At 70.1% G+C, this 22411-nt stretch carries 26 protein-coding genes and 1 pseudogene; 26 read left to right on the top strand and 1 reads right to left on the bottom strand.

The annotated features are described in order from the left end of the window. Window positions 1-147 precede the first annotated feature (147 nt). The 23 genes and pseudogenes from EXW95_RS02790 to EXW95_RS02685 all read left to right on the top strand — a co-directional run bounded on the left by EXW95_RS02790 (window position 148) and on the right by EXW95_RS02685 (window position 15899). A complete protein-coding gene (locus tag EXW95_RS02790; RefSeq protein ID WP_174366163.1) occupies window positions 148-384 on the top strand; it encodes a hypothetical protein in 237 nt (78 codons plus the stop codon). Window positions 385-442: 58 nt separating this feature from the next. Next, the gene (locus tag EXW95_RS02785) at window positions 443-1780 is read left to right on the top strand and encodes a DNA methyltransferase (protein ID WP_174366162.1); all 1338 of its coding nucleotides are present in this window, start codon (window positions 443-445) and stop codon (window positions 1778-1780) included. Continuing rightward, on the top strand, window positions 1777-2481 hold the full coding sequence (locus tag EXW95_RS02780; RefSeq protein ID WP_174366161.1) for a hypothetical protein: 705 nt from the start codon (window positions 1777-1779) through the stop codon (window positions 2479-2481). Before EXW95_RS02785 ends, EXW95_RS02780 begins: the two co-directional genes overlap by 4 nt. Next, on the top strand, window positions 2478-3569 hold the full coding sequence (locus EXW95_RS02775; RefSeq protein ID WP_174366160.1) for a DNA cytosine methyltransferase: 1092 nt from the start codon (window positions 2478-2480) through the stop codon (window positions 3567-3569). Before EXW95_RS02780 ends, EXW95_RS02775 begins: the two co-directional genes overlap by 4 nt. Continuing rightward, window positions 3566-3748, top strand: coding sequence for a hypothetical protein (locus EXW95_RS02770; protein ID WP_174366159.1), 183 nt, complete (start codon window positions 3566-3568; stop codon window positions 3746-3748). Before EXW95_RS02775 ends, EXW95_RS02770 begins: the two co-directional genes overlap by 4 nt. A gap of 69 nt (window positions 3749-3817) precedes the next feature. After that, window positions 3818-4243: a hypothetical protein gene (locus EXW95_RS02765; protein WP_174366158.1), complete on the top strand. Its 426-nt coding sequence runs from the start codon at window positions 3818-3820 to the stop codon at window positions 4241-4243. Between the two features lie 29 nt (window positions 4244-4272). Beyond that, window positions 4273-5133 (top strand): terminase small subunit, encoded by an 861-nt coding sequence (locus EXW95_RS02760; RefSeq protein WP_174366157.1) that lies wholly within the window; start codon window positions 4273-4275, stop codon window positions 5131-5133. 139 nt (window positions 5134-5272) lie between these two features. Then, window positions 5273-6025 (top strand): annotated as a pseudogene (locus EXW95_RS20950) (terminase large subunit domain-containing protein); the annotation flags it as partial. Between the two features lie 3 nt (window positions 6026-6028). Then, window positions 6029-6610 (top strand): phage terminase large subunit, encoded by a 582-nt coding sequence (gene terL, locus EXW95_RS20945; protein WP_371809873.1) that lies wholly within the window; start codon window positions 6029-6031, stop codon window positions 6608-6610. A gap of 13 nt (window positions 6611-6623) precedes the next feature. Next, the gene (locus EXW95_RS02750; RefSeq protein ID WP_174366156.1) at window positions 6624-8051 is read left to right on the top strand and encodes a hypothetical protein; all 1428 of its coding nucleotides are present in this window, start codon (window positions 6624-6626) and stop codon (window positions 8049-8051) included. Window positions 8052-8101: 50 nt separating this feature from the next. Further along, window positions 8102-8443 carry a hypothetical protein gene (locus EXW95_RS02745; protein WP_174366155.1) on the top strand — a complete coding sequence of 114 codons (342 nt, stop codon included), beginning with the start codon at window positions 8102-8104 and terminating at the stop codon, window positions 8441-8443. A gap of 34 nt (window positions 8444-8477) precedes the next feature. Then, complete coding sequence (locus EXW95_RS02740; protein WP_174366154.1) at window positions 8478-9920, top strand: hypothetical protein; 1443 nt, start codon at window positions 8478-8480, stop codon at window positions 9918-9920. Window positions 9921-9972: 52 nt separating this feature from the next. Then, window positions 9973-10401, top strand: a complete 429-nt coding sequence (locus EXW95_RS02735; RefSeq protein WP_174366153.1) for a hypothetical protein — start codon at window positions 9973-9975, stop codon at window positions 10399-10401. Window positions 10402-10480: 79 nt separating this feature from the next. Continuing rightward, window positions 10481-11707, top strand: coding sequence for a hypothetical protein (locus EXW95_RS02730; RefSeq protein ID WP_174366152.1), 1227 nt, complete (start codon window positions 10481-10483; stop codon window positions 11705-11707). 83 nt (window positions 11708-11790) lie between these two features. Next, window positions 11791-12456, top strand: coding sequence for a hypothetical protein (locus tag EXW95_RS02725; RefSeq protein WP_174366151.1), 666 nt, complete (start codon window positions 11791-11793; stop codon window positions 12454-12456). A 5-nt stretch (window positions 12457-12461) separates the two neighbouring features. Continuing rightward, window positions 12462-12872 (top strand): hypothetical protein, encoded by a 411-nt coding sequence (locus EXW95_RS02720; protein ID WP_174366150.1) that lies wholly within the window; start codon window positions 12462-12464, stop codon window positions 12870-12872. Next, complete coding sequence (locus tag EXW95_RS02715) at window positions 12869-13246, top strand: hypothetical protein (RefSeq protein WP_174366149.1); 378 nt, start codon at window positions 12869-12871, stop codon at window positions 13244-13246. The genes EXW95_RS02720 and EXW95_RS02715 overlap by 4 nt, the downstream gene beginning before the upstream one ends. Then, a complete protein-coding gene (locus EXW95_RS02710) occupies window positions 13246-13683 on the top strand; it encodes a hypothetical protein (protein ID WP_174366148.1) in 438 nt (145 codons plus the stop codon). Before EXW95_RS02715 ends, EXW95_RS02710 begins: the two co-directional genes overlap by 1 nt. 16 nt (window positions 13684-13699) lie before the next feature. After that, entirely contained in the window at window positions 13700-14392 is a 693-nt protein-coding gene (locus EXW95_RS02705) for a hypothetical protein (RefSeq protein WP_254605467.1), read from the top strand. A 73-nt stretch (window positions 14393-14465) separates the two neighbouring features. Continuing rightward, the gene (locus EXW95_RS02700; RefSeq protein ID WP_174366147.1) at window positions 14466-14651 is read left to right on the top strand and encodes a hypothetical protein; all 186 of its coding nucleotides are present in this window, start codon (window positions 14466-14468) and stop codon (window positions 14649-14651) included. Continuing rightward, on the top strand, window positions 14648-15061 hold the full coding sequence (locus tag EXW95_RS02695; protein WP_174366146.1) for a hypothetical protein: 414 nt from the start codon (window positions 14648-14650) through the stop codon (window positions 15059-15061). The genes EXW95_RS02700 and EXW95_RS02695 overlap by 4 nt, the downstream gene beginning before the upstream one ends. After that, window positions 15058-15423, top strand: a complete 366-nt coding sequence (locus EXW95_RS02690) for a hypothetical protein (protein WP_174366145.1) — start codon at window positions 15058-15060, stop codon at window positions 15421-15423. The genes EXW95_RS02695 and EXW95_RS02690 overlap by 4 nt, the downstream gene beginning before the upstream one ends. Beyond that, window positions 15420-15899: a hypothetical protein gene (locus EXW95_RS02685; RefSeq protein ID WP_371809872.1), complete on the top strand. Its 480-nt coding sequence runs from the start codon at window positions 15420-15422 to the stop codon at window positions 15897-15899. Before EXW95_RS02690 ends, EXW95_RS02685 begins: the two co-directional genes overlap by 4 nt. Here EXW95_RS02685 and EXW95_RS02680 read toward each other — a convergent pair. After that, window positions 15896-16345, bottom strand: a complete 450-nt coding sequence (locus EXW95_RS02680; protein WP_174366144.1) for a hypothetical protein — start codon at window positions 16343-16345, stop codon at window positions 15896-15898. The genes EXW95_RS02685 and EXW95_RS02680 overlap by 4 nt on opposite strands. A gap of 41 nt (window positions 16346-16386) precedes the next feature. Between EXW95_RS02680 and EXW95_RS02675 the strand changes: the two genes are divergently transcribed. Genes EXW95_RS02675 through EXW95_RS02665 form a run of 3 tightly spaced genes read left to right on the top strand, consistent with a single transcriptional unit; the run spans window position 16387 to window position 22408 of the window. Further along, entirely contained in the window at window positions 16387-21642 is a 5256-nt protein-coding gene (locus tag EXW95_RS02675) for a phage tail tape measure protein (protein ID WP_174366143.1), read from the top strand. Next, window positions 21639-22055 carry a hypothetical protein gene (locus tag EXW95_RS02670; protein ID WP_174366142.1) on the top strand — a complete coding sequence of 139 codons (417 nt, stop codon included), beginning with the start codon at window positions 21639-21641 and terminating at the stop codon, window positions 22053-22055. Before EXW95_RS02675 ends, EXW95_RS02670 begins: the two co-directional genes overlap by 4 nt. An 8-nt stretch (window positions 22056-22063) precedes the next feature. Then, window positions 22064-22408: a hypothetical protein gene (locus EXW95_RS02665; RefSeq protein ID WP_174366141.1), complete on the top strand. Its 345-nt coding sequence runs from the start codon at window positions 22064-22066 to the stop codon at window positions 22406-22408. The last annotated feature ends 3 nt before the right edge of the window (window positions 22409-22411 follow it).

Below are 22411 nucleotides of genomic sequence, written 5' to 3'. Positions count from 1 at the left end.
CTCACACGCTCACGCGCCTACCGTTCGACCTGCACGCACGCGAGCACGTTCACACGCCGTCACGTCCGCCCGGTAACATGGCCTCACCCGAGGCCACGAGCCTGGAAGCAACGGCCTCGGGATTCCAAAAATTGTGGAGGAATCACCGTGGAGGATAGCAGCAGCGGCGACCCGCACAGGGCCGTCGAGATCAACGTCGTTCGGAACACCAGCACCGGCGAGTACCGGGTGATCATGAACATGCACCTGACCACCGCCACGTCCGTGCTGGACGATCTGGAACGCAGCGCCACCAGCCCCTACGCCCGCACCGTCGCGGGCAGCCTGCGCGAGGTCCTGACCGGCGCGGGCCTGATCGACCGCCCCCCCCGCCACACCAACTGACCCCCCCCCCACCCGCCCCGCCAGCCCCGTGCCGGCGGGGCGGGCCGCATTGGAGCCCATGACCCCGACCCCGACCGCCCGCCTGCTGAACGACCAGACCGAACTCGTGCCGGTACACGACCTCAAACCCCACCCGCTCAACCCGAATCGCAACAATCCCGAGGAGATTGCCGAGAGCATCCGCGCCTCGGGCTGGTGGGGCACCGTCACGGTGCAGCGCAGCACCGGGCAGATCCTGGTCGGCGAACACCGCTGGCGCGGCGCGATCCTCGCCGGGCTCACGCACGTGCCGGTCTTCTGGGTGGACGTCGACGACGACCGCGCCCGGGTCATCCTGCTGGCCGACAACCGCTACGCCGAACGCGCCACGCGCGACCCGGAAGCGCTGCGCCGCCTGCTCGACCAGCTGCGCGCAGGCCAGGGCCTGGACGGCACCGGGTACAGCGAGGCGGACCACGACGCCCTCCTGACCGAACTGGCCGGAGAGGTGCAGCGCGAACTCCTCACCGACGAGGATGACGTCCCGCCCCTGCAGGCCACGCCCGTCACCCGCCCCGGCGACCTCTGGACGATCGGTGAGCATCGCCTAAGCTGTGGGGACAGCACCGACCCCCACCAGCTCCAGCGGCTCACCGCGGGCCTGCAGGTGCGGCTGGTCTGGACCGACCCTCCGTACAACGTGAACTACGAGGGCAAAACCAAGGACCGGCTGAAGATCCAGAACGACGCGATGACCCCGGAGCAGTTCCGGCAGTTCATCGCGGCCGCCATGAGCGCCACGGCCAGCGTCATGCAGCCCGGTGCGTGCATCTACGTCGCCTACGCCGAGGTGGAAGGCGTCGCGTTCCGGCAGGGCTTCGACTCGGCCGGACTGAAGTACTCGCAGACCATCGTCTGGGTGAAGAACGCCGCCGTCATGAGCCGCCAGGACTACAACTGGCGGCACGAGCCCATGCTGTACGGCTGGAAGCTGGGCGCCGGGCACTACTTCGGGCAGGACTTCACCAACACCACGGTGATCGACGGCAGCGCCGACCTGACCAAGCTCAGCAAAGGCGAGCTGGTGGACCTTCTCACCCAGATCCGGGACTTCAGCACGGCCATGTACGAGAACAAACCCACCCGGAACGACCTGCACCCCACCATGAAGCCACCCAACCTCATCCGCCGGATGATCCTGAACTCCAGCAGGCCAGGCGACATCGTCATGGACCCCTTCGGGGGGAGTGGCAGCACCATGCTCGCCGCCCACCAGGCAGGCCGGATTGGTGTCCTCAACGAACTCGACCCGCACTACTGCGACCAGATCATCCGCCGCATGCGAGACGCGACCGGGCTGATCGCCACCCGCCATGACGGCCGCACCTTCCACGACCTCGAACAGGAGCCCAGATGACCCCCAAGATCCAGAGTCACCGCCTCGGCCAGCACGACATCCAGCACCTCGCCACCCTCGCGTGGGACCGCAACCCCAGGCGGCACGACCTGGAGGCCATCGCGGCCAGTCTCGGAAAATACGGGTACGGCTCCCCGATCCTGATCGACGACACCAGCGGCCGCATCGCCGCCGGGCACGGCGTGCTCGCCGCGATGCTCATCGACCAGGCCGAAGGCCGCAAGGCCCCACGCCGCGTCACGGTCGTCGGCGATCAGTGGCAGGTCGTCACCATCCACATCCAGCTCAACCCCGGTGAGGTGGACGGCTACGCCCTGAGCGACACCCGCACGAAGGAACTCGGCGGGTGGGACGATGCGCTGCTGCTCGACGTGCTCGAAGAACTCAGCCACCTCGACCCCACCCTGTACGGGACGGGCTTCACGCCCACGGACCTGGAGATGCTGCAGGAGAAGATCGGCGGCGAACTGCCCGCCAGCTTCCACGCGGTACCTGACCCTGACCCAGCCCGCCTCGCGGCCCCGGCCCCCACCCCCGCTATGCCGCCCAGCGCCCCGACCGCACCCGCCGCGGGCAGTGCCCCCCAGGCCGCCCACGCGCAGCCCGCCGCGCACGCCCCCACCCTGCCGCCCGCCAGCCTACCCGCCCCGGCGCTCCGGACCCTGACCTGCCCGCACTGCGGCGAGACCATCCAGGCGTGACGCCCTGGTTCATCAGGCAACCCAGCTACCCGGCAGAACTCCAGCGGGCCTGGGCAGACGCCACCGCCCCCCGCGCCCCGGACGCCCCGACCGTCATCAGCACCTTCGCCGGACGGGGCGGCAGCAGCACCGGCTACCACATGGCCGGGTACCACGAACTGCTCGCCGTCGAATGGGACCAGCACGCCGCCGACACCCTGCGCCTGAACTACCCCGCCCTGGACGTCTACCACGGGGACATCGCGCAGCTGAGCGTCGCCGAGGTCCTGCGCCGCACCGGCCTCCGACCCGGCGAACTCGACCTGTTCGACGGCAGCCCGCCCTGCCAGGGGTTCAGCATGACCGGCACGCGGCAACTCGACGACCCCCGCAATCAGCTGTTCCGCGAGTTCGTCCGTCTCCTCGACGGACTCCAGCCCAGGGTGTTCGTGATGGAGAACGTGCGCGGCATGGTCACCGGGCAGATGATCCAGATCTACCAGGAAGCCATCGACGCGCTGCGCACCGCCGGACCCGGGTACCGCACTGTCAGCGGCCTGATCAACGCCAAGTACCTGGGCGTCCCGCAGTCCCGCACCAGACTCATCGTCATCGGCGTGCGTGAGGACCTCGGCATTCAGCCCACCCTGCCCTCACCGCAGACCGGCGTGATCACGGTTCGGCAGGCCCTCCACGGACTGCCCGACGTGCAGGACGGCATGAAACTCCACGACAAGTGGCTCCCGGTCTGGGCCCGCACCGGCGACGGCCGTAGCTTCAAGGACCTGCACCCGCGCGGCCACATGTTCAGTCACAGCAAGATCCACCCGGACCGGCCCGCCCCCACCATCCTCAAGACGGTCGGCGTGCAGCGCGACGGCCGCGCGAACAACGGGCTGTACCACTGGCGCTGGCCGCGCCTCATGACCATCCCCGAACTCAAACGCCTCGGGTCGTTCCCTGACCCGTACCAGTTCGCGACCACCGGCGACCCGATCGACGACTTCGTGAACGCCTGGAACGGCATCGGCAACAGCGTCCCCCCGCTCATGACCCGCGCCATCGCCCAGCACATCCGGCAGACCATCCTCACCCCCGGAGACCGATGAACGACAACATCCAGCGCGAACTCGTGCAGCGCACCCCCTGGACAACCGAGCAGATCCAGGCACACCTCCAGCAGCACCCTGGCCTGAGTGCCATGCAAGTCCGCCAGCTGGTCACGCTCGCCAACGACGGCTGGACGCCCACCCGCGCCTTCGCCCAGCTCAGAGCAGCCCGGCGCTAACCCACCCCCCAGCGGCCCGCCTCCCACCCCGGAGCGCGGGCCGCACCCCACCCATGCGAGGTGATCACCGTGGCCACCCCCGGCCGGAAAACCAAACTCACCGCCGACGTCCAGTCGAAGTTCCTCCGCGCCATCCGCGCCGGGAACTGGATCGAAACCTGCTGCGACTACGTCGGCATCAACCCCGACACGTACTACGAGTGGATGAAACGCGGCGAGAAGTCCGGCGACGGCAACACCATCTACCGCGAGTTCCGCGCGGCCGTGCTCGAAGCCCGCGCCAGCGCTGAGATCGAAAGCGTCGCCCGCATCCGCGTCAGCGGCCAGAAAGGCAACTGGAAGGCAGACGCGTGGTACCTCGAACGCAGCCACCCAGAACGGTGGGGCAAACAACGCACCAGCGTCGAACTCAGCGGCCCCGACGGCGAAGCCCTCCCCGCCGCTCCCGCCGCTGTCGTCATCATCCCCAGCAACGGCCGCAGCGACGGCACCTGATCCACTCCCAGCCAAGCGAGGTGAACCCCGTGGCCCCCAGGAAACACACCCCCAAGCGGAGCCCACGGGCACCCGCCAAAACAGAAAAAACACCGCCCAGCCCGAAAAAAGACATCGAGCTGACCCCCCAGGAAACCGAATTCCAGGCCAAACTCCGCCTCTGCACCCCCCGCGAACGGCTCTTCATCCGGTACAAACTGGAAAAGAAGAACAACACCGAAGCCGCCCGCCTCGCGGGCTACAGCGAACAGACCGCCCACGTGCAGGGCAGCCAGGTCTTAAAGCGACTTAGAGTCTGGGAAGCGTACCTCGCGGGCCTCGACGCGAACGGCTTCGGCGCGCATGACATCCGCGGGGACATCCAGGACCTGCGTACGTTCGACCGCTCTGAGATCGAGCGGGAGATCCAGGTGCCGGCAGAGGAGTACGTGTCCCGGCGCGTGGCGGATCTGCTGCCGCTGGTGCAGCGGAAACTGGACGCGCTGCGGTCGTACGTGAACGGACAGGAGGGGGTCGACGAGGCCACCCTGAAGCTCCAGGGGGAGCGGCTGCTCGCGCTTCAGAGAGAGGCGATGGAGTACGTCGAGGTTCTGGCGGTGAATCCGGACGCGACGCGCGTGACGCTGGAGACCGTGATGGTCACCAAGCGCGTGCTCTGCTACGAGCTGGCCATGCAGAAGGGCCTGACCCGGTACATCAAGAGCGTGAAACCCACGAAGTACGGGGACGTGATCGAGGTGTACGACTGGCTGGACGGCGTGGAGATGGGCGCGAAGGTGCTGGGGATGTTCAAGGAACGCCACGAGGTCACGGGTGAGAACGGCGCGCCGCTCACTGCTGCGACCGTGGTGGTGCTGCCCAGCAACGGGCGGGACGGGGGCGCGCCGTGACGCGCCGGAAGGGGGGTGAACCCCAACCCCCAGCAGTGAAAGAGCTCAGGCCGCAGCCTGGGCCGCAGACGCAGTTCTTCGAGTCGCCCGCCGACATCGTGATCTACGGCGGCGCTGCCGGGGGTGGCTAGGTAAGTCCTGGTCCCTGCTGGTCGAGCCGCTCCGGCACATTCACAACCCGAAGTTCGGCTGCGTGATCTTCCGCCGGGAGGGCGTGCAGATCTTCAACGAGGGCGGTCTGTGGGACGAAGCGTCCCAGCTGTACCCGATGTTCACGGCGCGCAGCAACCGCAACGAAAAGACGTTCTTCTTCCCGAGCGGCGCGAAGATCGGCTTTGATCACCTCCAGCGGCAGGATGACGTGCAGGCCTACCAGGGCTCGCAGATCGTCCTGATCGAATACGACGAGCTGACGCACTTCCTGGCGTCGCAGTTCTGGTACATGTTCAGCCGGAACCGTTCGACGAGCGGCATCCGGCCGTACATCCGCGCGAGCACGAACCCCGACCCGGACTCCTGGGTGGCGGACCTGATCGCGTGGTGGATCGATCAGGACGAGCTGCTCCCGGACGGCGAACCGAACCCCCGGTACGGCTTCCCGATCCTGGAGCGCGGCGGCGTGCTCCGGTACTTCGTGCGCGAGGGCGGCGTGATGATCTGGGGCGACACGCCCGAGCAGGTGCTGGAGCAGATCCCGCACGCGGGCCTGAGCGCCGAGCAGGTCAAGAGCCTCACGTTCATCCCGGCCAGCCTGCAGGACAACCAGGTGCTCGTGAACGCCGACCCGGCGTACCGCGCGAACCTGATGGTGCTGGACACGGTGGAGCGGGCCAAGCTGCTCGACGGGAACTGGAAGGCCAAGGCGAAGGAAGGGACGCTGTTCCGCCGCAGCTGGGTGCAGTTCGTGGACGCCGCGCCCCGCGCAGCCCGCCGCATCCGCTACTGGGACCGCGCCGCGACCGAAGTCACGAAAGACAGTCCGGACCCCGACTGGACCGTCGGGGTGCTCATGGCGATCGCCGAGGACGGCCTGATCTACATCGAGGACGTCGTCCGCTTCCGCGGCGGCCCCATGACCGTCGAGCAGATGATCCTCGCGACGGCCGAGATGGACCACCAGACGTACGGCCTGAACGTCACCATCGGCATCGAACAGGACCCCGGATCAGCCGGGAAGTCCGACGCGGCCAATTACGTCCGCCTGCTGTCCCGCTTCAACACGCGGGTCTTCCCGGTCAGCAAGGCCAAGGTGGTGCGGTTCGGACCGTTCAGCGCCCAGGCGGAAGGGAAGAACGTCCGTATCAAGCGCGCCGACTGGAACGAAGCGTACCTCCGCACCCTGGAGAAGTTCCCCACGCCCGGCGTGCACGACGACGACGTGGACGCCACCAGCGGCGCATACAACGCACTGAAAGACACCCCGCAACCCAAACCTCGTGCCGCCGCCGCCCAGCTCGGCCCCGGCAGTCTCGACTAGGAGGTGATCACCCGTGACAACGCTCTACGGCCCGGACGGCCAGCCCCTCCGGCGTTCGCAGGAGACCCGCGCGGTGCAGATCCGCGGCGGGCAGCCCCCCGCGTTCGACCCGACCATGTTCAACCCCGGCTGGCGTGACGGCGCGCCCAGCGCCGGCGCAGGCATCTACGGCCGGTACGGCTTCAGCCGCGCCTTCGCCCGGCAGACGTGCCGCACCCTGTACCACGCCAACGGCCTGTTCCAGATCGCCGTGGAGCTGGCCGCCGCGTTCCTCGTCGGGGACGCCATCCGGTACGGCACCCTGGCCGACAAGGGCCTCCAGCAGATCCTCGACGACTTCTGGATGGCGAACAGCCTGGAACACGTGATCAGCAGCCGCATGATCAACGAGTGGATGCTCGACGGGGAGCAGGCCGTGGTGTTCCCGACCGGCCCGGACGCCCCGCCGCCGGACGTGCCCGCGCTGATCGGCCTGATCGACGTGGACATGAGCGGGTTCACGGTGGACTTCAACACCCGGCGTGGCGCCACGCCGAGCGACATGGCGGAGCGGCTCAGTCTGGAACTGGCTGATCAGCAGAAACTCACCTGGGAGCAGGGGCAGTTCGTGTGGAACGCCCACAACGCGTTCTACAACGATCCGCGCGGCTTCCCGGTCGCGCTGGGCGCCGCGGACTTCGCCATCGCGTACGTGAACATGATGAACATGCGGCTGAACGTTCACCAGTTGCAGCAGCGCATCCTCGCGGTGTACAAGGCGTTCCTCGACCCGAACGGCGAGGACGCCAACGGCGTGCGGGACGGCGGCGTGCACGGCTGGCGGATGAAAGCCCTGGGCTTCCGGCACCTGCCCGAGCAGGGTGGCGTCATCCCGCTGATCCACCAGCCCGGGTACACCGACGCCAGTGGCGTGAAGTACGACGGCGTGAACGAAAGCCTGGACTTCCTGAAGCCCGCGCAGGGCGCCGCGGACGCCGCGCAGGACATGAAGCTCATCCTGCGCATGGTGGCCCTGACGATCGGCGGTATGCCCGAGCATTACTTCGGCGAGGGCGGCGGCGCCACCCGCACCACCGCCGAGGCCATGGGCCTGCCCAGCATCCGCCTCGCGAACAAACGCCAGGCGGCCTTCCGGCACACCATCGTCCGCACGCTCCGCGCCGAGGTGATCCGCCGGGGCGGCCGCGACCGCCGGTGGCAGGCCAGCAAAGGCAGCCGCCGCCGCGTGCCCATCGACCTGATCGACTTCCCCATCGAGTTCCCCGAGATCCGCGAGGAAAGCCTGGAGATGATCATCCGCCGCGCTGAATTCGCCGCGACACACGGGTACGCCAGCGCGCAGACCCTCACCAGCGACATCGGCTTCGACGCCGCCCGCGAGAAGGAACGCGGCGCGACCGCCCTGCAGGACAACCCCCCGCCCGCACCGGGCACCCCGTGACGTGCCCCCAGCCGCCCCGAGCTCGCAGCCCCTGCCCCCGAGGTGCCCCTATGACCGACCCCATCGACGCTGCCCACGCCGCCCAGCTCGCCGCGCACGCCCAGCAGGGCCACGCGGACCGCAACCGGGAGGCGATCCGGCCCGCGCTGGAGCACGCCGACACCCAGATCCGCGACGCCGCCAGCGGTCCCGCGGGCCTGACCGGCGTGCAGCTCGACCTGCGCCCCTTTCACCTCAACCCGGACCAGCTGCTCGCCGTGCGCCGCGACCTGACCCGCCGCGGCTTCCAGGTGCAGCCGTTCGGTGGCGCTCAGGACGTCCTGAACATCGGCTGGTCCCGCGCCACGACGCGCGGCCCCGGCCTGCCCGGACAGCAGCACCTCGCCGAATAGGAGGCACCCTCGCATGAAAATCCGTAGTCCCTGTTTGACCGCCGCACTCGCCCTGGGTGCGGCGGCGTCCATTCGCCCCGTGCCGCCCGGCATGACTCTCCTGCAGGAGAGTGCCCCGGCCGCCCCACCCCGCGTCACGCCGGAAACCCTGCGGGAGCGCGGCGTGCGCGACGGGCAGACCGACAAGGGCGTCAGCCTGCACGAACGCGCCGTGCACCTCGGGAAGATCCAGGTGCTCGAAGCCGAAGGCGGCAGCGAGCAGGTGCCGTTCAAGGCGAACATCGCGGTGTGCGACATCATCAACCTCAACTGGCGCTTCTACCCCCGCAGCGCCTACGAGGGCGCCATCGCCCGCGCCCAGGCGGACATGCAAGTCGGGAAGCTCACCGCGCTCGTCGAACACCCCGGCTGGGAGGACGGCTGGAAGGGCAACCTCAAGGCCATCGGCGGCATCTGGACGAAGCTCAGCATCGAGGAGATGGACATCGAGTGGCCGCCCGGCAGCGGCAGCGTCGCCCGCCACGCCGTCGTGGTGGGGGAGGGCCTGTACACCCGCAGTGAAAGCGGGCAGCTCATCCAGCAGCTGATCGCGGATGGCGTGTTCGTCGGCATCAGCACGAACGGGTACAGCAGCGTCAAGTGGAAACGGTTCGGGGACCTCGGCATCGCCGACCCGACCGGCCTGCTCGACCCGGAAACGGAGATCTCCGTCACCGGCGACGACCTGACGTTCCTCACCATCGACTTCGTCGCGCTGCCCGCCAACGCCATCGGGCAGGTCACGGCCGAAAGCGGCGGGTTCGCCCCGCCCCCCACCAAGCCCCAGCCCGCGCCTCAGCCTGCCCCCACCCCAAGTCCGGCCCCCGCGCCGGCACAGGAGACCACCGTGAAACACCACCCCAAGATCACCGCCCTCACCACCCGCCTGGGCAGGAGCCTCGAACAGGTCAAGGCCGACCACCCCGCCGAATACCAGGCGGTGCTGGAAGAAATCGCCACCGAGACCGAAACCACCGCCGTCGAGGCCGCGAAGGTGCCCGGCCTGCAGGCCCAGGTCGTGAACCTCACGACCGAGCGTGACACGGCCCGCAGTGAACTCCAGACCGAACGCAGCAACGGCGTGCGCGAAAGCCGCACCCGCATGGTCGACGACGCCATCAAGGCCGCCAACCTGCCCGAACTCGCCCCCTACCAGGAAGGCGCGACCACCATCGACCTCGCCAGGGTGTGGCGCGACCAGCTCGTCGAAGCGGCCGTCAGCGCCACCAGCAACGAGGCCGCGCAGGGCGTCGTCACCAAGGAAGTCAGCCTGCGCCAGCACATGCTCGGCGGCCGCACCACCGAGAGCACCCAGCGCCCCGCTCCGAGCGGCCCGACCCTGCCCGGCGGCGACAACGACAACCCCGCCCAGCGCACCACCGAAGGCGTCGGCGCTGGCCTGCTCAGCAACGGCCTGATCCAGGGCCTGCGCAACTGACCACGCCCGCACCCGCACCGGCCCACCGCCCCTCACCGCCACGGAGGCACTCATGAACAACGCTGTGTACAAAGCTGAAACCGGGGAAGGCCTGAAGATCGCGCTGCCCCTCCCCCTGATCGCCACCAACGGCATCCCCACCACGTACGGCCCCAGCGGCCTGCGCGTCATCCCGCAGACCGACGTCGCCACCGCCGCCCTGCGCACCCTCGGCAAGGTCCCCCAGGGCCTGAAGAACGGCGAGGCCAGCTGCATCCTGCCCGGCATCACGCTGGTGCTCGACCTGGGCACGCTGCCCCCCGGCACGCAGGGCGGGCAGGGCATCTACCGCGCAGCCGACGGCGACCTGACCCTCACCGCGACCAGCGACTTCATCGGGTACGCCCTCCCCATCGCCGCGCCGCGCGGCGGCTGGGGCGTCGGCATTCCCGCCAACACCGCGCCGGTACCGCAGCCCGACCTGACCCCCGTCCAGCTCTGAACCACCGTCGCCCCACGCGCCGCCCCCACCCGGGCGGCGCGTTTCCGCACCCCGCCTCTCACGCCCCAGGAGGGCCCACATGTCCACCAACACCGACGTCGTCAGTCTCCGCTACGGCCTGCGCGAAGCCGCCAAGCACACCCCCCTGCTCCGCGGCGAAAGCCCCGACCGCCTCACCGCACTCACCCTCGCCATGCGCGGCACCAAACGCTTCTACGAAGGCTTCTACGGCCAGCGCTTCAAAGAGCAGCTGCGCAAGGGCGCCGAGCTGCGCCTCGACAACCCCAGGGCGTACGAGGCGGCGCTGGAACGCCACGCCGAGCACACCCGCGACTTCCCCGGCCTGCAGCGCCAGGTGCGCGCCCTGGAGACCATCACCAGCAGCGACCTGACCTACGCGATCGGCGCGACCCGCGAACTCGAACGCCTCGACCCGCTGCCCTCCTTCGCCACCGACCTGTTCATGCTGGTGCGCCGCCGCACCCGCACCGACCTCAGCCCCATCACGGCCGGCGGCGGCGTGAACCTCGCCCACCGCTTCCTGAACGTCCGCGCCGAGGGCACCACCCACACCCGGAACAGCTGGGTCGGGCGCGGCACCACGTACAGCCTCCTGAACCTCGAAGACGGCTTCGACCTCACCTGGGAAGCCGTGCTGAACAACAAGCTCGGCGAGTACGAGGACGCCCTGTTCGAACTCGGGCAGAACGGCGCCCGCACCCGCGCGTGGCTGATCCTCGACGCGATCCGCCGCGGCGGGACGTTCCTCGACCTGCCCGACGCGAACCTCGGGCCGAACATCAGCAACCTCGAAGCGGCCGACGCCTACCTCGGCGAGCAGCTGATCGACGGCCGCGTGTACAGCGCCAACCTGACCGACGTGTTCGTGCCCGGCACGTACCGCGCCGTCGCCCGCCGCGCCCTGACCGCCCCCACCGTGCAGATCGTGGGCGGCGCGAACGGCACCCCCACCCAGACGCCCAACGACAACCCCATGTACCAGAAGGGCGACCTGCACAGCGAGGCGATCATCACCGAGGCGCCCATCGACGCGGCCGACATCGCGCGCGGCATGAGCAACCGCGACTGGATCGTCGCCGACCGCAGCCTCCAGCCGGTCGAATTCGCCACGCTCGCCGGATTCGAAACCGGCCCCCGCCTGCTCACGAAAATCCCCGAGATCGTCGAATTCGACAACATGGGGTCTTTCGGCGAGCACATCATCTCCACGAAGGTCAGCGACGTCGCCGCCGCCGAGGTGCGCGCGAAGGAAGGCGTCATCCTCGTGCGCGGCCAGCGCAACTGATCCCCACCCCCGGCCCGACCGGCTGAACCCGCAGGTCCGTCCCCGTGACGGGCCTGCGTCCCTACTCCCGCCCAGGAGGCACCATGCCCGCACCGAAAAAGACCCACGTCGTCGTCAAGCCCCTGTGGCACGACAGCCGCTTCTACTACGAGAACACCCTCTTCCCGCCCGACGACCTCACCATCAGCGAGAGCCAGGTCGAGAAGTACGCCAGTGGGGGAGAGCAGGCTTTCCTGATCACCAGGGCCGAGAGTGAACGCCGGAAGAACCCCGAGGCGTACGACGCGCAGCAGCAGGCCCGCGCGCAGGCGGACGAACTCACCCGGCTGCGTCAGGAGAACGCGGACCTGCGCGCCGCCGGGACCAGCGTGGACTTCACGCCCCTCCACGCCCTGCTCGGCCCGGTCAGCAGCGTCGACGACATCCGCACCGCGACCGCCTCGCTCAAGACCGAACTTGCCACCGGGCACGGCACGCAGGCGGACAGGGACCGCGCCCTGGCCGAGAAGGACCGCGAACTGGCCAGCGCGAAGGCCGTGGCTGCCGGGTACGCCGCGCTGTACCCCACCAGGGCCGGCACGGAACTGCCCAGCAACTTCAGCCGCCGCGGCGTGCTCGCCACGTTCGGCCTGACCACCTACGAGAGCCTGCAGGGCTTCACCGCCGGGCAGCTCACCCAGCTGCCCGACATCAGCGACGACCAGGCCAAGAAGATCGTGCAGACCGTCGCCACGCACTTCCAGGGCTGACCGGGGTGACCGCCTCGGAAAACCCCCCGGCCCTGACGACCGTCGACCGCCTCGAGGGACTGTACGGCCTGACCGGCACCGACCTGGGCCTCGACGAGGCGGCGTTCACGCGGCGCGTCACGCTGTGGGAACAGCTGGCCGCCGAGCAGGGCGGCACGCCCCGGCAGCAGCAGGCGCGGGTCCGGGTCACCGCGCTGACCAACGCCATCACGGCCCTGATGCGCCGCGCCGACAAGTTCCGCGCGGAGGGCGACATCACGACCGAACGGGACATCCTCGGGCGCGTCGAGGTGTTCCAGGGCTGGCTCAAGGCAGCGGAAGCCGAGGCGGACCCCGCCAGCCCCAGCAGCGGCGGACCCAGGAGTGCCAACCCCGCCCCGGACATCACCGGGTACGGCATCGGGGGTGACCGGTGAGCCTCGCCCCAGATCCGGAACTGGCCGCCCTGCGCGCCGAGGCGGGCTGGGAGATCCAGGCGAACGCGGGCCTGATCTTCCGCCACCAGCTGACCTTCACCCTCGGGGAGCACACCTGGGAGGTCCGGTGCGGCGTGACCGACCCGCAGCGGCTCAAGCCGGACGAACAGTCCAGGTGGCGGGCCGTCGCCACGGAACGCCGCGTGCCGTTCGAGGACCTCCGCATCCTGAAGGTCCGCCCCCAGGACCGCCCCCCGTTCCCCGGCGCGGCCGCCACGGACTTCGACGACGGCACCCTCGAAATCCTGGAATACGGACAGGTGAGCGACTTCACCGGCATCCGCGTCGGCACCTGCGTCCTCCGGAGGCCGTGATGCAGAACGTCCCCCTCGACCTGCGCCGGAAGATCAGCGCCGCGCTGCCCGGCGTGAACGTCCTCCTGCCCGACGAGCAGCAACTCCCCCTGCAGGCCGCGCCGGTCGACGAACAGCGCCGCCCCGCCATCGGCGCCGGGGAACGCGGCCTCGGCGCGTACCTCGCCAGCCGCCCACTCGGATACGTCCAGATCGAGTGGCCGCGCCCCATCACCGGCGAGGAGTACTGGACGCCCGTCGCCGCCGTCGCCACCACCTCCACCGCCGCCGCCACCCTGGCCCACCAGATCCGCGAGGCGGTCGCCGGAGCGCCCGGCGACGTCAGCTGGTACGTCCTCCAGCAGCCTCCCGCCCTCACCCCCCTGCCGGGCCGCGCCGTGATGAGCCGCGCGGTGTACGCCATCGAACTCCTGCACGGCGAACTGCCACCCACCTGAACCCCGGAGGTTCCCCATGACCCAGACTGCTCCCTTCAAGGCCATGAACGCCACCACCGCGCACCTCGCCGCGAACCTGCTGCGCGAAGGTCGCGTCGTCCTCGTCGACCCGGTCGAACCTTTCGAGGGCATCACCGGATTCATTGACATGGGCCTGTTCCCTGAGGATGCCGTGATCGTCGCGGGCAGCGACGTCAGCCGCGACCCGATCCGCGCCCTGAACCCCGAGGGTGGCCCGCCCATCGTCGTGGACGAGGAAATCACGGACGTGACCGTCACGTACGAACTGCCCTGCCTCACCCCGGACGCCAACGTCCTGGCGCTGCATGCCGGAGCGCCCAGCGCCGAACTGACCGACCCCGATCTGGCGGGCGTCAAGATGGCGGCGTTCAACCCGGGCGCCAGCGTCCTCACCCGCGTGATCGTCATCGCCAAACGCCCCGGCATCGACCCGGACCGCGAGATCCGGGTGTTCTGGCACCAGCGCGCCGCCCTGCAGAGCAACGGCACGGACCGCCAGGGCACCCGCGATGTCCCGCAGTTCCTGGTGACGGTCCGCGCCTTCACCTACGAACTCGGCCCGGAATTCGCGGGCTTCGACGCGAACATCACCCCGTACGGCGCGGTCTTCACGCTGCCCCTGAGCAAACTGAACGCCCTGCTGCTCGCCCTGGACGGCGAGGCCCTCCCCGAACCTGCCGCACCCTGACCGCCGCGCCGCTCACGCCCCCCATTTCCCGGCGTGGGCGGCCCACCCCTCCGCTACCACCAACAGGAGAGCCATGATTTCCCCCGACCACATCGCCGACGAACTGAACCGCCGCGCGCCGGCCGCCCACGCCGCGACGATCCCGACCAGCCTGATGCTGGACGTGCTGCGCCAGCTGGGCTGTCCGGACCCGGACGCAGGCCTGCGGCGCGCTCTGCAGGACCTCGCCCGCCCCGCCGCGCGAGGCCTGCGGGCATGATCATCGTCCGCACCACCGTGCCGCTCAGCACCGGCACCGTCACCCTGCACGCCTGGAGCGCCGCGCACGTCGACGCGCACCTCCTCGACCTGCTCACGTTCACCGTGGGCCTCGGCGCGATGCGAGAGCACTGGGACGACATCAGCGAGGACGACGTCGACCCGAACCTCTGGCAGCGTTTCGACCGGCTCGTGCAGGCCAGCCTGCGCGGTCAGTCCCCGCCGGTGCTACTCAGCTGGCCCGACCGTCTCGCGCTGCTTGACGCGATGTGGGTGCTGAACGACGTGGATGACACCGAGGGAAAACTGACGGCCCTGGTGACGCGGGCAAGGGCGCGGCAGGCGAAACTGACCGCCCTGTACCAGCAGCGCCTCCAGGGCCTCCAGACAGCACCTTCGACGAGTACGTGATCCGCGTGTTCGGCGTGCACCGCTACGACGCCGTCATGGCCATGCCCGACCGCCTGATCGCCCGGGCCGCCACCATCGAGGGGGAACGGGACGCCGAACGGCGCCTCACGCAGCTGCGCGACCTCAGCCTCGCCGCGGGCCTGAAGCTCGGGCAGCAGCTGGTCGACCCGAAGAACCCCAGTGGCCGCCCCGGTCCGGGCGAGGCGTACCACACGCTGAAACCCTTCAACGATCACGTCGAACAGCTCGACCAGATCGCGCACCCGTGGGAGCACACCCGCGAGGCCCGCATCGCCCGGCGTGAGGCGGAGGAAGCGCGCCGCTTCGACCGGATCGCCAGCGCCCTGGGGAGGAAACCGTGAGTGGCATCGACGTGGACGACCGCGCCCTGCGCGCCCTGTTCCAGGGCGTACTTGACGCCTGTGACGAACTTCCCGCCATCGCCGCGCGGGTCGAAGCGGAAACCTGCGGGCACCTGATCCTGGGCGCGCAGGCGAACATCTACAACACCACGCCCGGCGCGTACCAGCGGACCGAGGACTACCTGCGGTCCCTGGACGCCAGGGCTCGCGCCACCCGCACCGGCATCCGCGTCACCGTCAGCAGCGACAGCCCCTACGCGTCCCTGATCGAGTACGGCCGGGACGACGTGGACCCCGCGCAGCTCCAGGCCCAGGCCGAAGCGCAGGCCGACCCGTCCCAGCCGTACACCGTCGGACGCTCCGGGCAGGCCTGGTGGCTCCCCGGACCCGTGATCACCGGCGCGCAGGTGTTCGCCGCCCGGCGCATGGCGGAACTGTTCTCCAAGCAACTCCAGCTGGCCCTGCGCAGCCGTTAGTCGTTCCTGGCCAGCACCAGCGCGTTTTGCTCCGGGAAGATCATCGCCGTCATCGTCGCGTTGTCCTCAATCGCGAAGATCCCGCTCGTGAACGGCCCGTCCTCCCACGGGGACGCCTGATTGCGCCCATGCGCGATGTCGATCATTTCTCGCGTCGTGTCCGCCCCCAGCGTCATCCGGCCGCACACCAGCCCGCCCGCGCCGCTGCTGACCTTCTGCACCGCGCCGTACATCTGATCGCCCAGCAGCCCGGCACAGTCGCTCTTCACGGCCTTCGTGTCGATCAGGTACTGGTCGGACGCCCGGGCAAACGCTGTTCCCGTCCCTGCCTGCTCAGCGGTCCCGGCGGCAGGGGCCGACGCTCCAGCTGCCGCAGGCTGCGCCTCCTGCTTCTTGCACGAGCCCAGCCCCAGCAGCACCAATCCGATCAGCAGCACGTTCCGCATCTGCCCACCGTACCCCGCCACCTGCGCCTGGAGGCATCAGAATGACCAGCCCCACCCCACTGAACACCGTGGCGAGCATGGACGTCGCCCCCCTGCGCAAGGGGGCGCGCGACGCCCTGAACGCCATCAAGGAAGTCACGGACTTCGCCCGGAAACATGGCACGCTGACCCTCACCGCGAAACTCAGCGGCGCCACGCCCGCCGCGCTGCGTAGTCAGATCACCAGCGCCATCGGCACGTCCCCCCTGAAGCTCCCCATCACGCTGGAGCAGGCCAGCATCGACACCGCCCTGAACCGCCTGCGCACCCAGCTGAACGCCGTGGTCAGCATCAACACCAGCGCCCTGACCGCCGTACAGACGCAGATCAACACCCAGCTGGCCGAGCTGCGCGCCCTGATCGCCCAGCTGCGCGCCCTGGGCGGCAGCGGCGGCCCAGGTGGGGCCGGGGGCGGCGGGGGACGCGGTTCCCTCAGCGCCAACGCCCAGAACCTCCTCGCGGATCTGGAGAAACTCAACAACGCCTACCGCCGTGGCGACGTCGACGCGAACGCGTACGCCGTCCGCCTCGCGGGCCTCCAGAGTGCCCTGAGAGTCGCGTCCGGTACCGCCGCCGCGGGCAGCGCGGAGTTCAAGGCGCTCGACCAGGCGCTCACCCGCACCACGCAGGGCCTGCGACAGGTGCAGAGCGACGGCATCACCAAACTCCGCACGGATCTCGCCGGGGCCCGCGCGCAGTTCGACGCGGCCGCCGTCGCCGCCACGAACCTCGCGCAGCGTCGCGCGGCGGTCGCCGCGTACACCGCCGACCTGACCCGCATCCGCACCAGCCTGCAGGGCGTGGCCGCGAGCGGGCAGTTGACCGCCCAGCAGCTCGGCACGGTCAACCGCCTCCTCGCCCAGACCGCCCGCGAGGCGAACACCATCCAGGGCCGCGTGAACATCGCCGGACTGAGCGGGAACGTCACGAACGCCCTCTCGCAGCTGAGCGCGTTCGTTCCCGGCCTGTCGCAGGTCAGCGGCATCATGACCGGACTCCCGGTCGCGTTCCTCGGTGTGGCCGCCGCCATTGCCGTGTTCACCGCCGCGATGGCCGCCAGCTTCAAAACCGCGGCCCAGTTCCAGCAGGGCATGGCGGACATCCAGGCGCTGACCCAGCCGACCGCGGAGGGCTTCAACGACCTGCGCGCCGCCGCGCTGACCATCGGGGAGCCCCTGGGTATCGGGGCGCGCAAGGCCGCGGCGGGCATCCTCGAACTGAACCGCGCGGGCCTCAGCGCCACGCAGGTGATCGGCGGCGGGCTGGAAGGCGCGATGAACCTCTCCGGCGCCGCCGGGATCGAACTCGCCCTGGCCAGCAAGCTTGGTGCCGCCGCGATGACCGCGTTCAAACTCAGCGCCGCGGACCTCCCGAAGATCGCCGACAACTTCGCGAACTTCAGCAACAGTACGTTCCTCGGCGCGGAGGATCTCAGTCTGGCGATCGCTGCCGTGGGTCCCGTGGCGGTCAGCGCGGGCCTGAGCATCGAGCAGTTCGGCGGGATCATGGCGACGGCCGCGCAGGGCGGCTTCAAAAACATGTCGGACGCCGGGACCAGCCTGAAGACCATGCTGCTGTCCCTCCAGTCCCCCAGCGAGACCGGCGCGGCCGCGCTGGAACGCATCGGCGTGAACGCGTACAACGCGGACGGCAGCTTCCGCCCGTTCCTCGACACGGTCGACGACCTGCGCGGCGCGCTGCAGGGCATGAGTGAACAGGGCCGCAACAAGGTCCTGCGGGACGTGTTCGGGCAGGACGCCATCCGCATCGCCACCATCCTGATGGACCAGAACAGCGAGGCCATCCAGCGGAACATCGACGTGCAGGGCAAGGCCGGTGAAGCGGCCCGCATCGCGCGGGAACGCACCGCGACCTTCCAGGGTGAAGTGGACCGGCTCAAGGCCCGCTTCGAACGCCTGCAGATCGTGGTGGGGGAGAAGCTCCTGCCGGTTGCCACGAAGTTCGTGCAGTTCCTCTCCGCGGGCGTCGGGCAGCTGGAACGCTTCGCCAACGGCACGGACAACCTGCTCGGGTACGTGCTGCCCCTCGTGGCGGCATTCGTGGCCTTCCGGGGAGCCGTGATCGCCGCCGCGGCCCCAGCGATCTGGGCGAGCCTCATGGCCGCCGTGAGCACGTTCTTCAGCACGGTCAGCGCCTGGGTGGCGAGCAACCCGTTCGGGCTGGTCGCCACGGCCGTCGCCGCGCTGGCCGTCAGCGTCAACAAGATCATGCAGGACACCGCCCGGATCTACGACGAGATCGACCAGTCCGCGAACGAAGGGCACGCCCGGATGATGAAACGCGTCCAGGAACTCACCGCCGCGGGCACCGAACTCAGCCGCACCCAGGCGAAGCTCCTGCTGGCGATGGACACCCTCCAGAACGCCGAGCAGGGCGACCTGACCGGCACGAACTTCTGGGGGGAACGCACCTACCAGGTCGACCCGAAGAAAGTCGACGAGGCCCGCGAGCGGGTCGAGGCACTCCGGACCGAGCTGGCCGCACTCCGCACCGAGGCGGGCCGCCGGGGCGAGAGCGGCGGCGCGGTCGCGGCCGTGGACCCGGCCAAGGTGAAGGAACAGAGCGAGGCGGTCCGCAATCTGAAAGCCACCCTCGACGACCGGGCCTTCCAGCTCAAGATCGGCGGGCTGGACGGCTTGGAGAAAGAGGTCGCGCAGGTCGGCAAGGCCTTCGACGAGCTGCGCAAGAAACTCAAGGCCAGCTTCGGCGGGAACCTCAACAGCGACGAGCTCAAGAGCGCCCTGGCTGAACTCTCGACCGCGCAGCTGAACGAGGAAAAAGCCGTCCGGGCGAAGTACGCCAAGGAAAAAGCCGCCGAGCGCCTGAAGGAGTACCAGCAGGCCGCCGCCCAGGCCCGGCAGGGGGCGTTCGACGTGCAGCGCGCCGAGATCCAGGCGATGCAGGAGGGCCGCGCCAGGACCCAGGCGGAACGCGACCTGCAACTGGCCGAGCTGCGCGACAGCGTCGCCCGGCAGGTGGCCGAGTACGCCAGGTACGCGGACCTGAAAGCCCAGGCGGAAAGTGGCGGTAGGCGCCAGGAGGTCGCGCTGCGCCGCCAGTGGCAGCGTGAGGACATCGAACGCGCCGAGCAGCAGGCGGAGGCGGTCGCCGCAGCCGAGGGTGAAGCCCGCACCGCGCTGATCGCCACCCTCGCGGACGAGAACGAACGGCGCCGCCTGTCCCGCGAGGACGAGATCCGGCAGGTCCGGCAGACCGTCCGGGACCGCGTCGCCGCCCTGGCCGGGTACCCGGCGGCGCAGCAGCGCATCCTGAACGCCGGTCGGGTCCAGGAACAGGCCCTTCAGAACCGCTGGGCGCAGGAGGACCAGCAGAGTGCCCGCGAGCGCGCCCAGCGCATCGCCCAGGCATTCCAGGCAGCCACCGACGCCGAACTCAAAGCCCGCGGCGCCGCCCGCGACGCCGAGCAGGCCCGGGTGGATCTCGACACGGCCCGCCGCGTCGCCCAGGCCCGCGGGAACGCTGAGCAGATCGCCGACATCGAACTGGACGCCCAGCAGCGCCGCCTCGCCCTGCAGGAACAGGCAGCGACCGACGAACGGGACGTGCAGCGCCGTCAACTTGACCTCACCCTCGACCAGGCGCTGCGGGCGCAGGGGCTCAGCCAGGAGGAACGCGCCGCCCTCGTGCGGAAGTACAACGCGGACGTCACCCAGCTTGACCGGCAGTTCACCGCCGGGCAGATCGGGCGTGCCCGTGACCGTGAGCAGGCCGAACGGGACGCCGCCGAGAAGATCCGGCAGGCCCGCATCACGGCCGCGTTCCAGCCTGCCGAGGACGCCCAGCGGCAGATCCGGGACGTGCAGCGTGAACAGGGCCTCGCGCAGAGCACCGCCGATCGCCTCGCCGCGCAGCGGGCTCTGACCGCCGCGCAGGCCGAGTACTCGACCCGGCTCGCGCAGGGGCTCGCCACGGCACGGGACCTGAATCTGACCGACGAGGAACGCCGGCAGCGGCTGGACGCCCTGGCCGACGCGCAGGCTGAGGTCATCAAGGGGCAGCAGCAGGAACTCGACCTCGCCCGGCAACTCGTGCTCGAAGCACGCGGGGTGGAAGCCGCGTACACCCGCATCAGCCTCGTCCTGTCCGACCCGGGCGGCGCGACCATGCAGCGCGAACTGGCCCTCGCCACCAGCGACGTCGCCGACGCCTACGCCCGCGCCGCGCCGTACCTCCAGCAGTTCCGCACCGCCAGCCTGAAGCTCGGCGACTTCAACGCTGCCAGAGACGCCCTGGAGGGGCTGGTCACGGCGCTCGAAGCGCAGCGGCAGAAGCTCGAAACCCTGCGCGGCGAGTACGACCGGCAGCGCACCGCCCTCCAGGGCATCCAGGACGTCCTGCGCGGCTTCGGACAGGAGTTCGGCGACGAAGGCCTCCTGAATAACGCCGTGCAGTTCAACCAGGGCGCGTACAACCAGGCGCGGGCTGCGCTGACCACCCTCCTGCAGGGCGGGAAGTACGACGCCGCGCAACTCGCCGACGCCACCCAGAAACTCCAGGCGGCCTACGGCGGCCTGAAAGACAGCGTGGTCGCGGTCGGGGACGCGCAGGCCAGCGTGTTCGAGAAGGAAAGCCGCGCGCTTCAGAAAACGACCGACGCCCGCCTGAAGGTCATCGACACCCAGCTCGACGCAGCCCGCAGGGCCGGGAACGACACCCTCGTCAGAAGCCTCGAGGCGGACCGGGACCGGATCACCCGGGAGACCGAAGCGAAGGTCGACGAACTCGAAACCCGCGCCGACGCCGCCAGGAAGGCCGCCCAGACCGCCCTGACCGACCGCACCAGGGGCCTCCAGCAGACCCTCGGCGCGGTAGCGCAGGGCACGCAGGTCGCGCAGCGGGGCGTGCAGGACCTCGGCGGGCAGGTGCAGCAGGCCGAACGGGACATGCAGTCCAGCGCCGAGCGCATGAAGGCCAGCCTGACCGGCGTGTTCAAGGGCCTCCCCGCCATCGCCGCGAGCGCCGGGCAGCAGGCCGGGCAGGCGTTCGTGCAGCAACTCCAGGCGCAGCTGAACACCGCCCGCCTCCCCGTTCCCACCGCCGCCGCCCGCGCCGTGCCGGGCGGCGCAGGAGACACGTACGTGACCAACCTCTATCTCAACGGTTCGCGCGCGTCCGCGCCGCAGGACCTTGCGCAGCTCGCCCGTGATATCACGCCCCTGATCCGCGGTGAGGCGCAGCGCCGCAACCCCGGCGGCCCGTGCGCGGGGCAGCGGTGAGCGGGATCGTCACCGCGCCGCCCGTCCTGACGATCGGCTCTGTGGGCATCCCGCGCAGGCACCTGCCGCCGGAGGACGCCGTCACCGCCGAGTGGGAGGCCAGCGCCAGCGAGGACGCCCTGCTGAGCGGCTTCTTCGCCGGGCAGGTCAGTCCCGCTGGCGCGACGGCCGCGACCCTCACCATCACCAGCCCGGACCGGTTCTTCGTGCCGCACGCCACCGGCCTGCAACTCGAAGCGATCCGCCCCGGCATGACCATCACCCTCACCGAGAGTTACACCCGCCCGGACACGCAGCGCACCTGGGTGAACTGCGAGGTGCTCACCGCGTCCGTCCGGCGCGTCGCCACGACGCCCGGGCGGACCGGCGCGTGGTACAGCTACGCGTTCACCCTGCGCTGGCGCAAGCAGTAAGGAGCCCCATGGAATACCAGATCGATGGCGTCCCCACCAGCGACGCGAACTTCGGCCGTGTCCTCGCCGGGCAGACCGGCCCCACCATCACCGTGCAACTCGTCAACACCGGCGCGGAAGCCCGCGCCGTGCAGCTCCGCATCCGCCAGGACGACGCGACCGCGGGAACCGGCGCGGCCAGCGTCACCCTGGCCGGGGTGCCCACCCCGCTCACGGACGCGTGGCTGGACTGCGGCACCCTCGCGCCAGGCGCGTCCCTCACCCTGACGTGCTCGTGGTTCACGGCCTCCGGCGCGCCCGCGGAGCAGTACCGCGCCGAGGACCTCGCGTTCGTCGAAGCCGACGTGGCCTGACCT

Origin of the sequence: Deinococcus sp. JMULE3 (assembly GCF_013337115.1) — a bacterium.
Lineage (GTDB): Bacteria > Deinococcota > Deinococci > Deinococcales > Deinococcaceae > Deinococcus.
Note: the sequence above shows the minus strand (reverse complement) of the source record. Positions and strands in the feature narration are given on the sequence as shown.

Coding starts and splice junctions, on each gene's coding strand:
- EXW95_RS02770 (WP_174366159.1), top strand. CDS start 3,566: ATGAACGACAACATCCAGCGCGAACTCGTGCAGCGCACCCCCTGGACA.
- EXW95_RS02730 (WP_174366152.1), top strand. CDS start 10,481: ATGTCCACCAACACCGACGTCGTCAGTCTCCGCTACGGCCTGCGCGAA.
- EXW95_RS02710 (WP_174366148.1), top strand. CDS start 13,246: ATGCAGAACGTCCCCCTCGACCTGCGCCGGAAGATCAGCGCCGCGCTG.
- EXW95_RS02785 (WP_174366162.1), top strand. CDS start 443: ATGACCCCGACCCCGACCGCCCGCCTGCTGAACGACCAGACCGAACTC.
- EXW95_RS02675 (WP_174366143.1), top strand. CDS start 16,387: ATGACCAGCCCCACCCCACTGAACACCGTGGCGAGCATGGACGTCGCC.
- EXW95_RS02780 (WP_174366161.1), top strand. CDS start 1,777: ATGACCCCCAAGATCCAGAGTCACCGCCTCGGCCAGCACGACATCCAG.
- EXW95_RS02735 (WP_174366153.1), top strand. CDS start 9,973: ATGAACAACGCTGTGTACAAAGCTGAAACCGGGGAAGGCCTGAAGATC.
- EXW95_RS02700 (WP_174366147.1), top strand. CDS start 14,466: ATGATTTCCCCCGACCACATCGCCGACGAACTGAACCGCCGCGCGCCG.
- EXW95_RS02695 (WP_174366146.1), top strand. CDS start 14,648: ATGATCATCGTCCGCACCACCGTGCCGCTCAGCACCGGCACCGTCACC.
- EXW95_RS02680 (WP_174366144.1), bottom strand. CDS start 16,345: ATGCGGAACGTGCTGCTGATCGGATTGGTGCTGCTGGGGCTGGGCTCG.
- EXW95_RS02725 (WP_174366151.1), top strand. CDS start 11,791: ATGCCCGCACCGAAAAAGACCCACGTCGTCGTCAAGCCCCTGTGGCAC.
- EXW95_RS02705 (WP_254605467.1), top strand. CDS start 13,700: ATGACCCAGACTGCTCCCTTCAAGGCCATGAACGCCACCACCGCGCAC.
- EXW95_RS02665 (WP_174366141.1), top strand. CDS start 22,064: ATGGAATACCAGATCGATGGCGTCCCCACCAGCGACGCGAACTTCGGC.
- EXW95_RS02745 (WP_174366155.1), top strand. CDS start 8,102: ATGACCGACCCCATCGACGCTGCCCACGCCGCCCAGCTCGCCGCGCAC.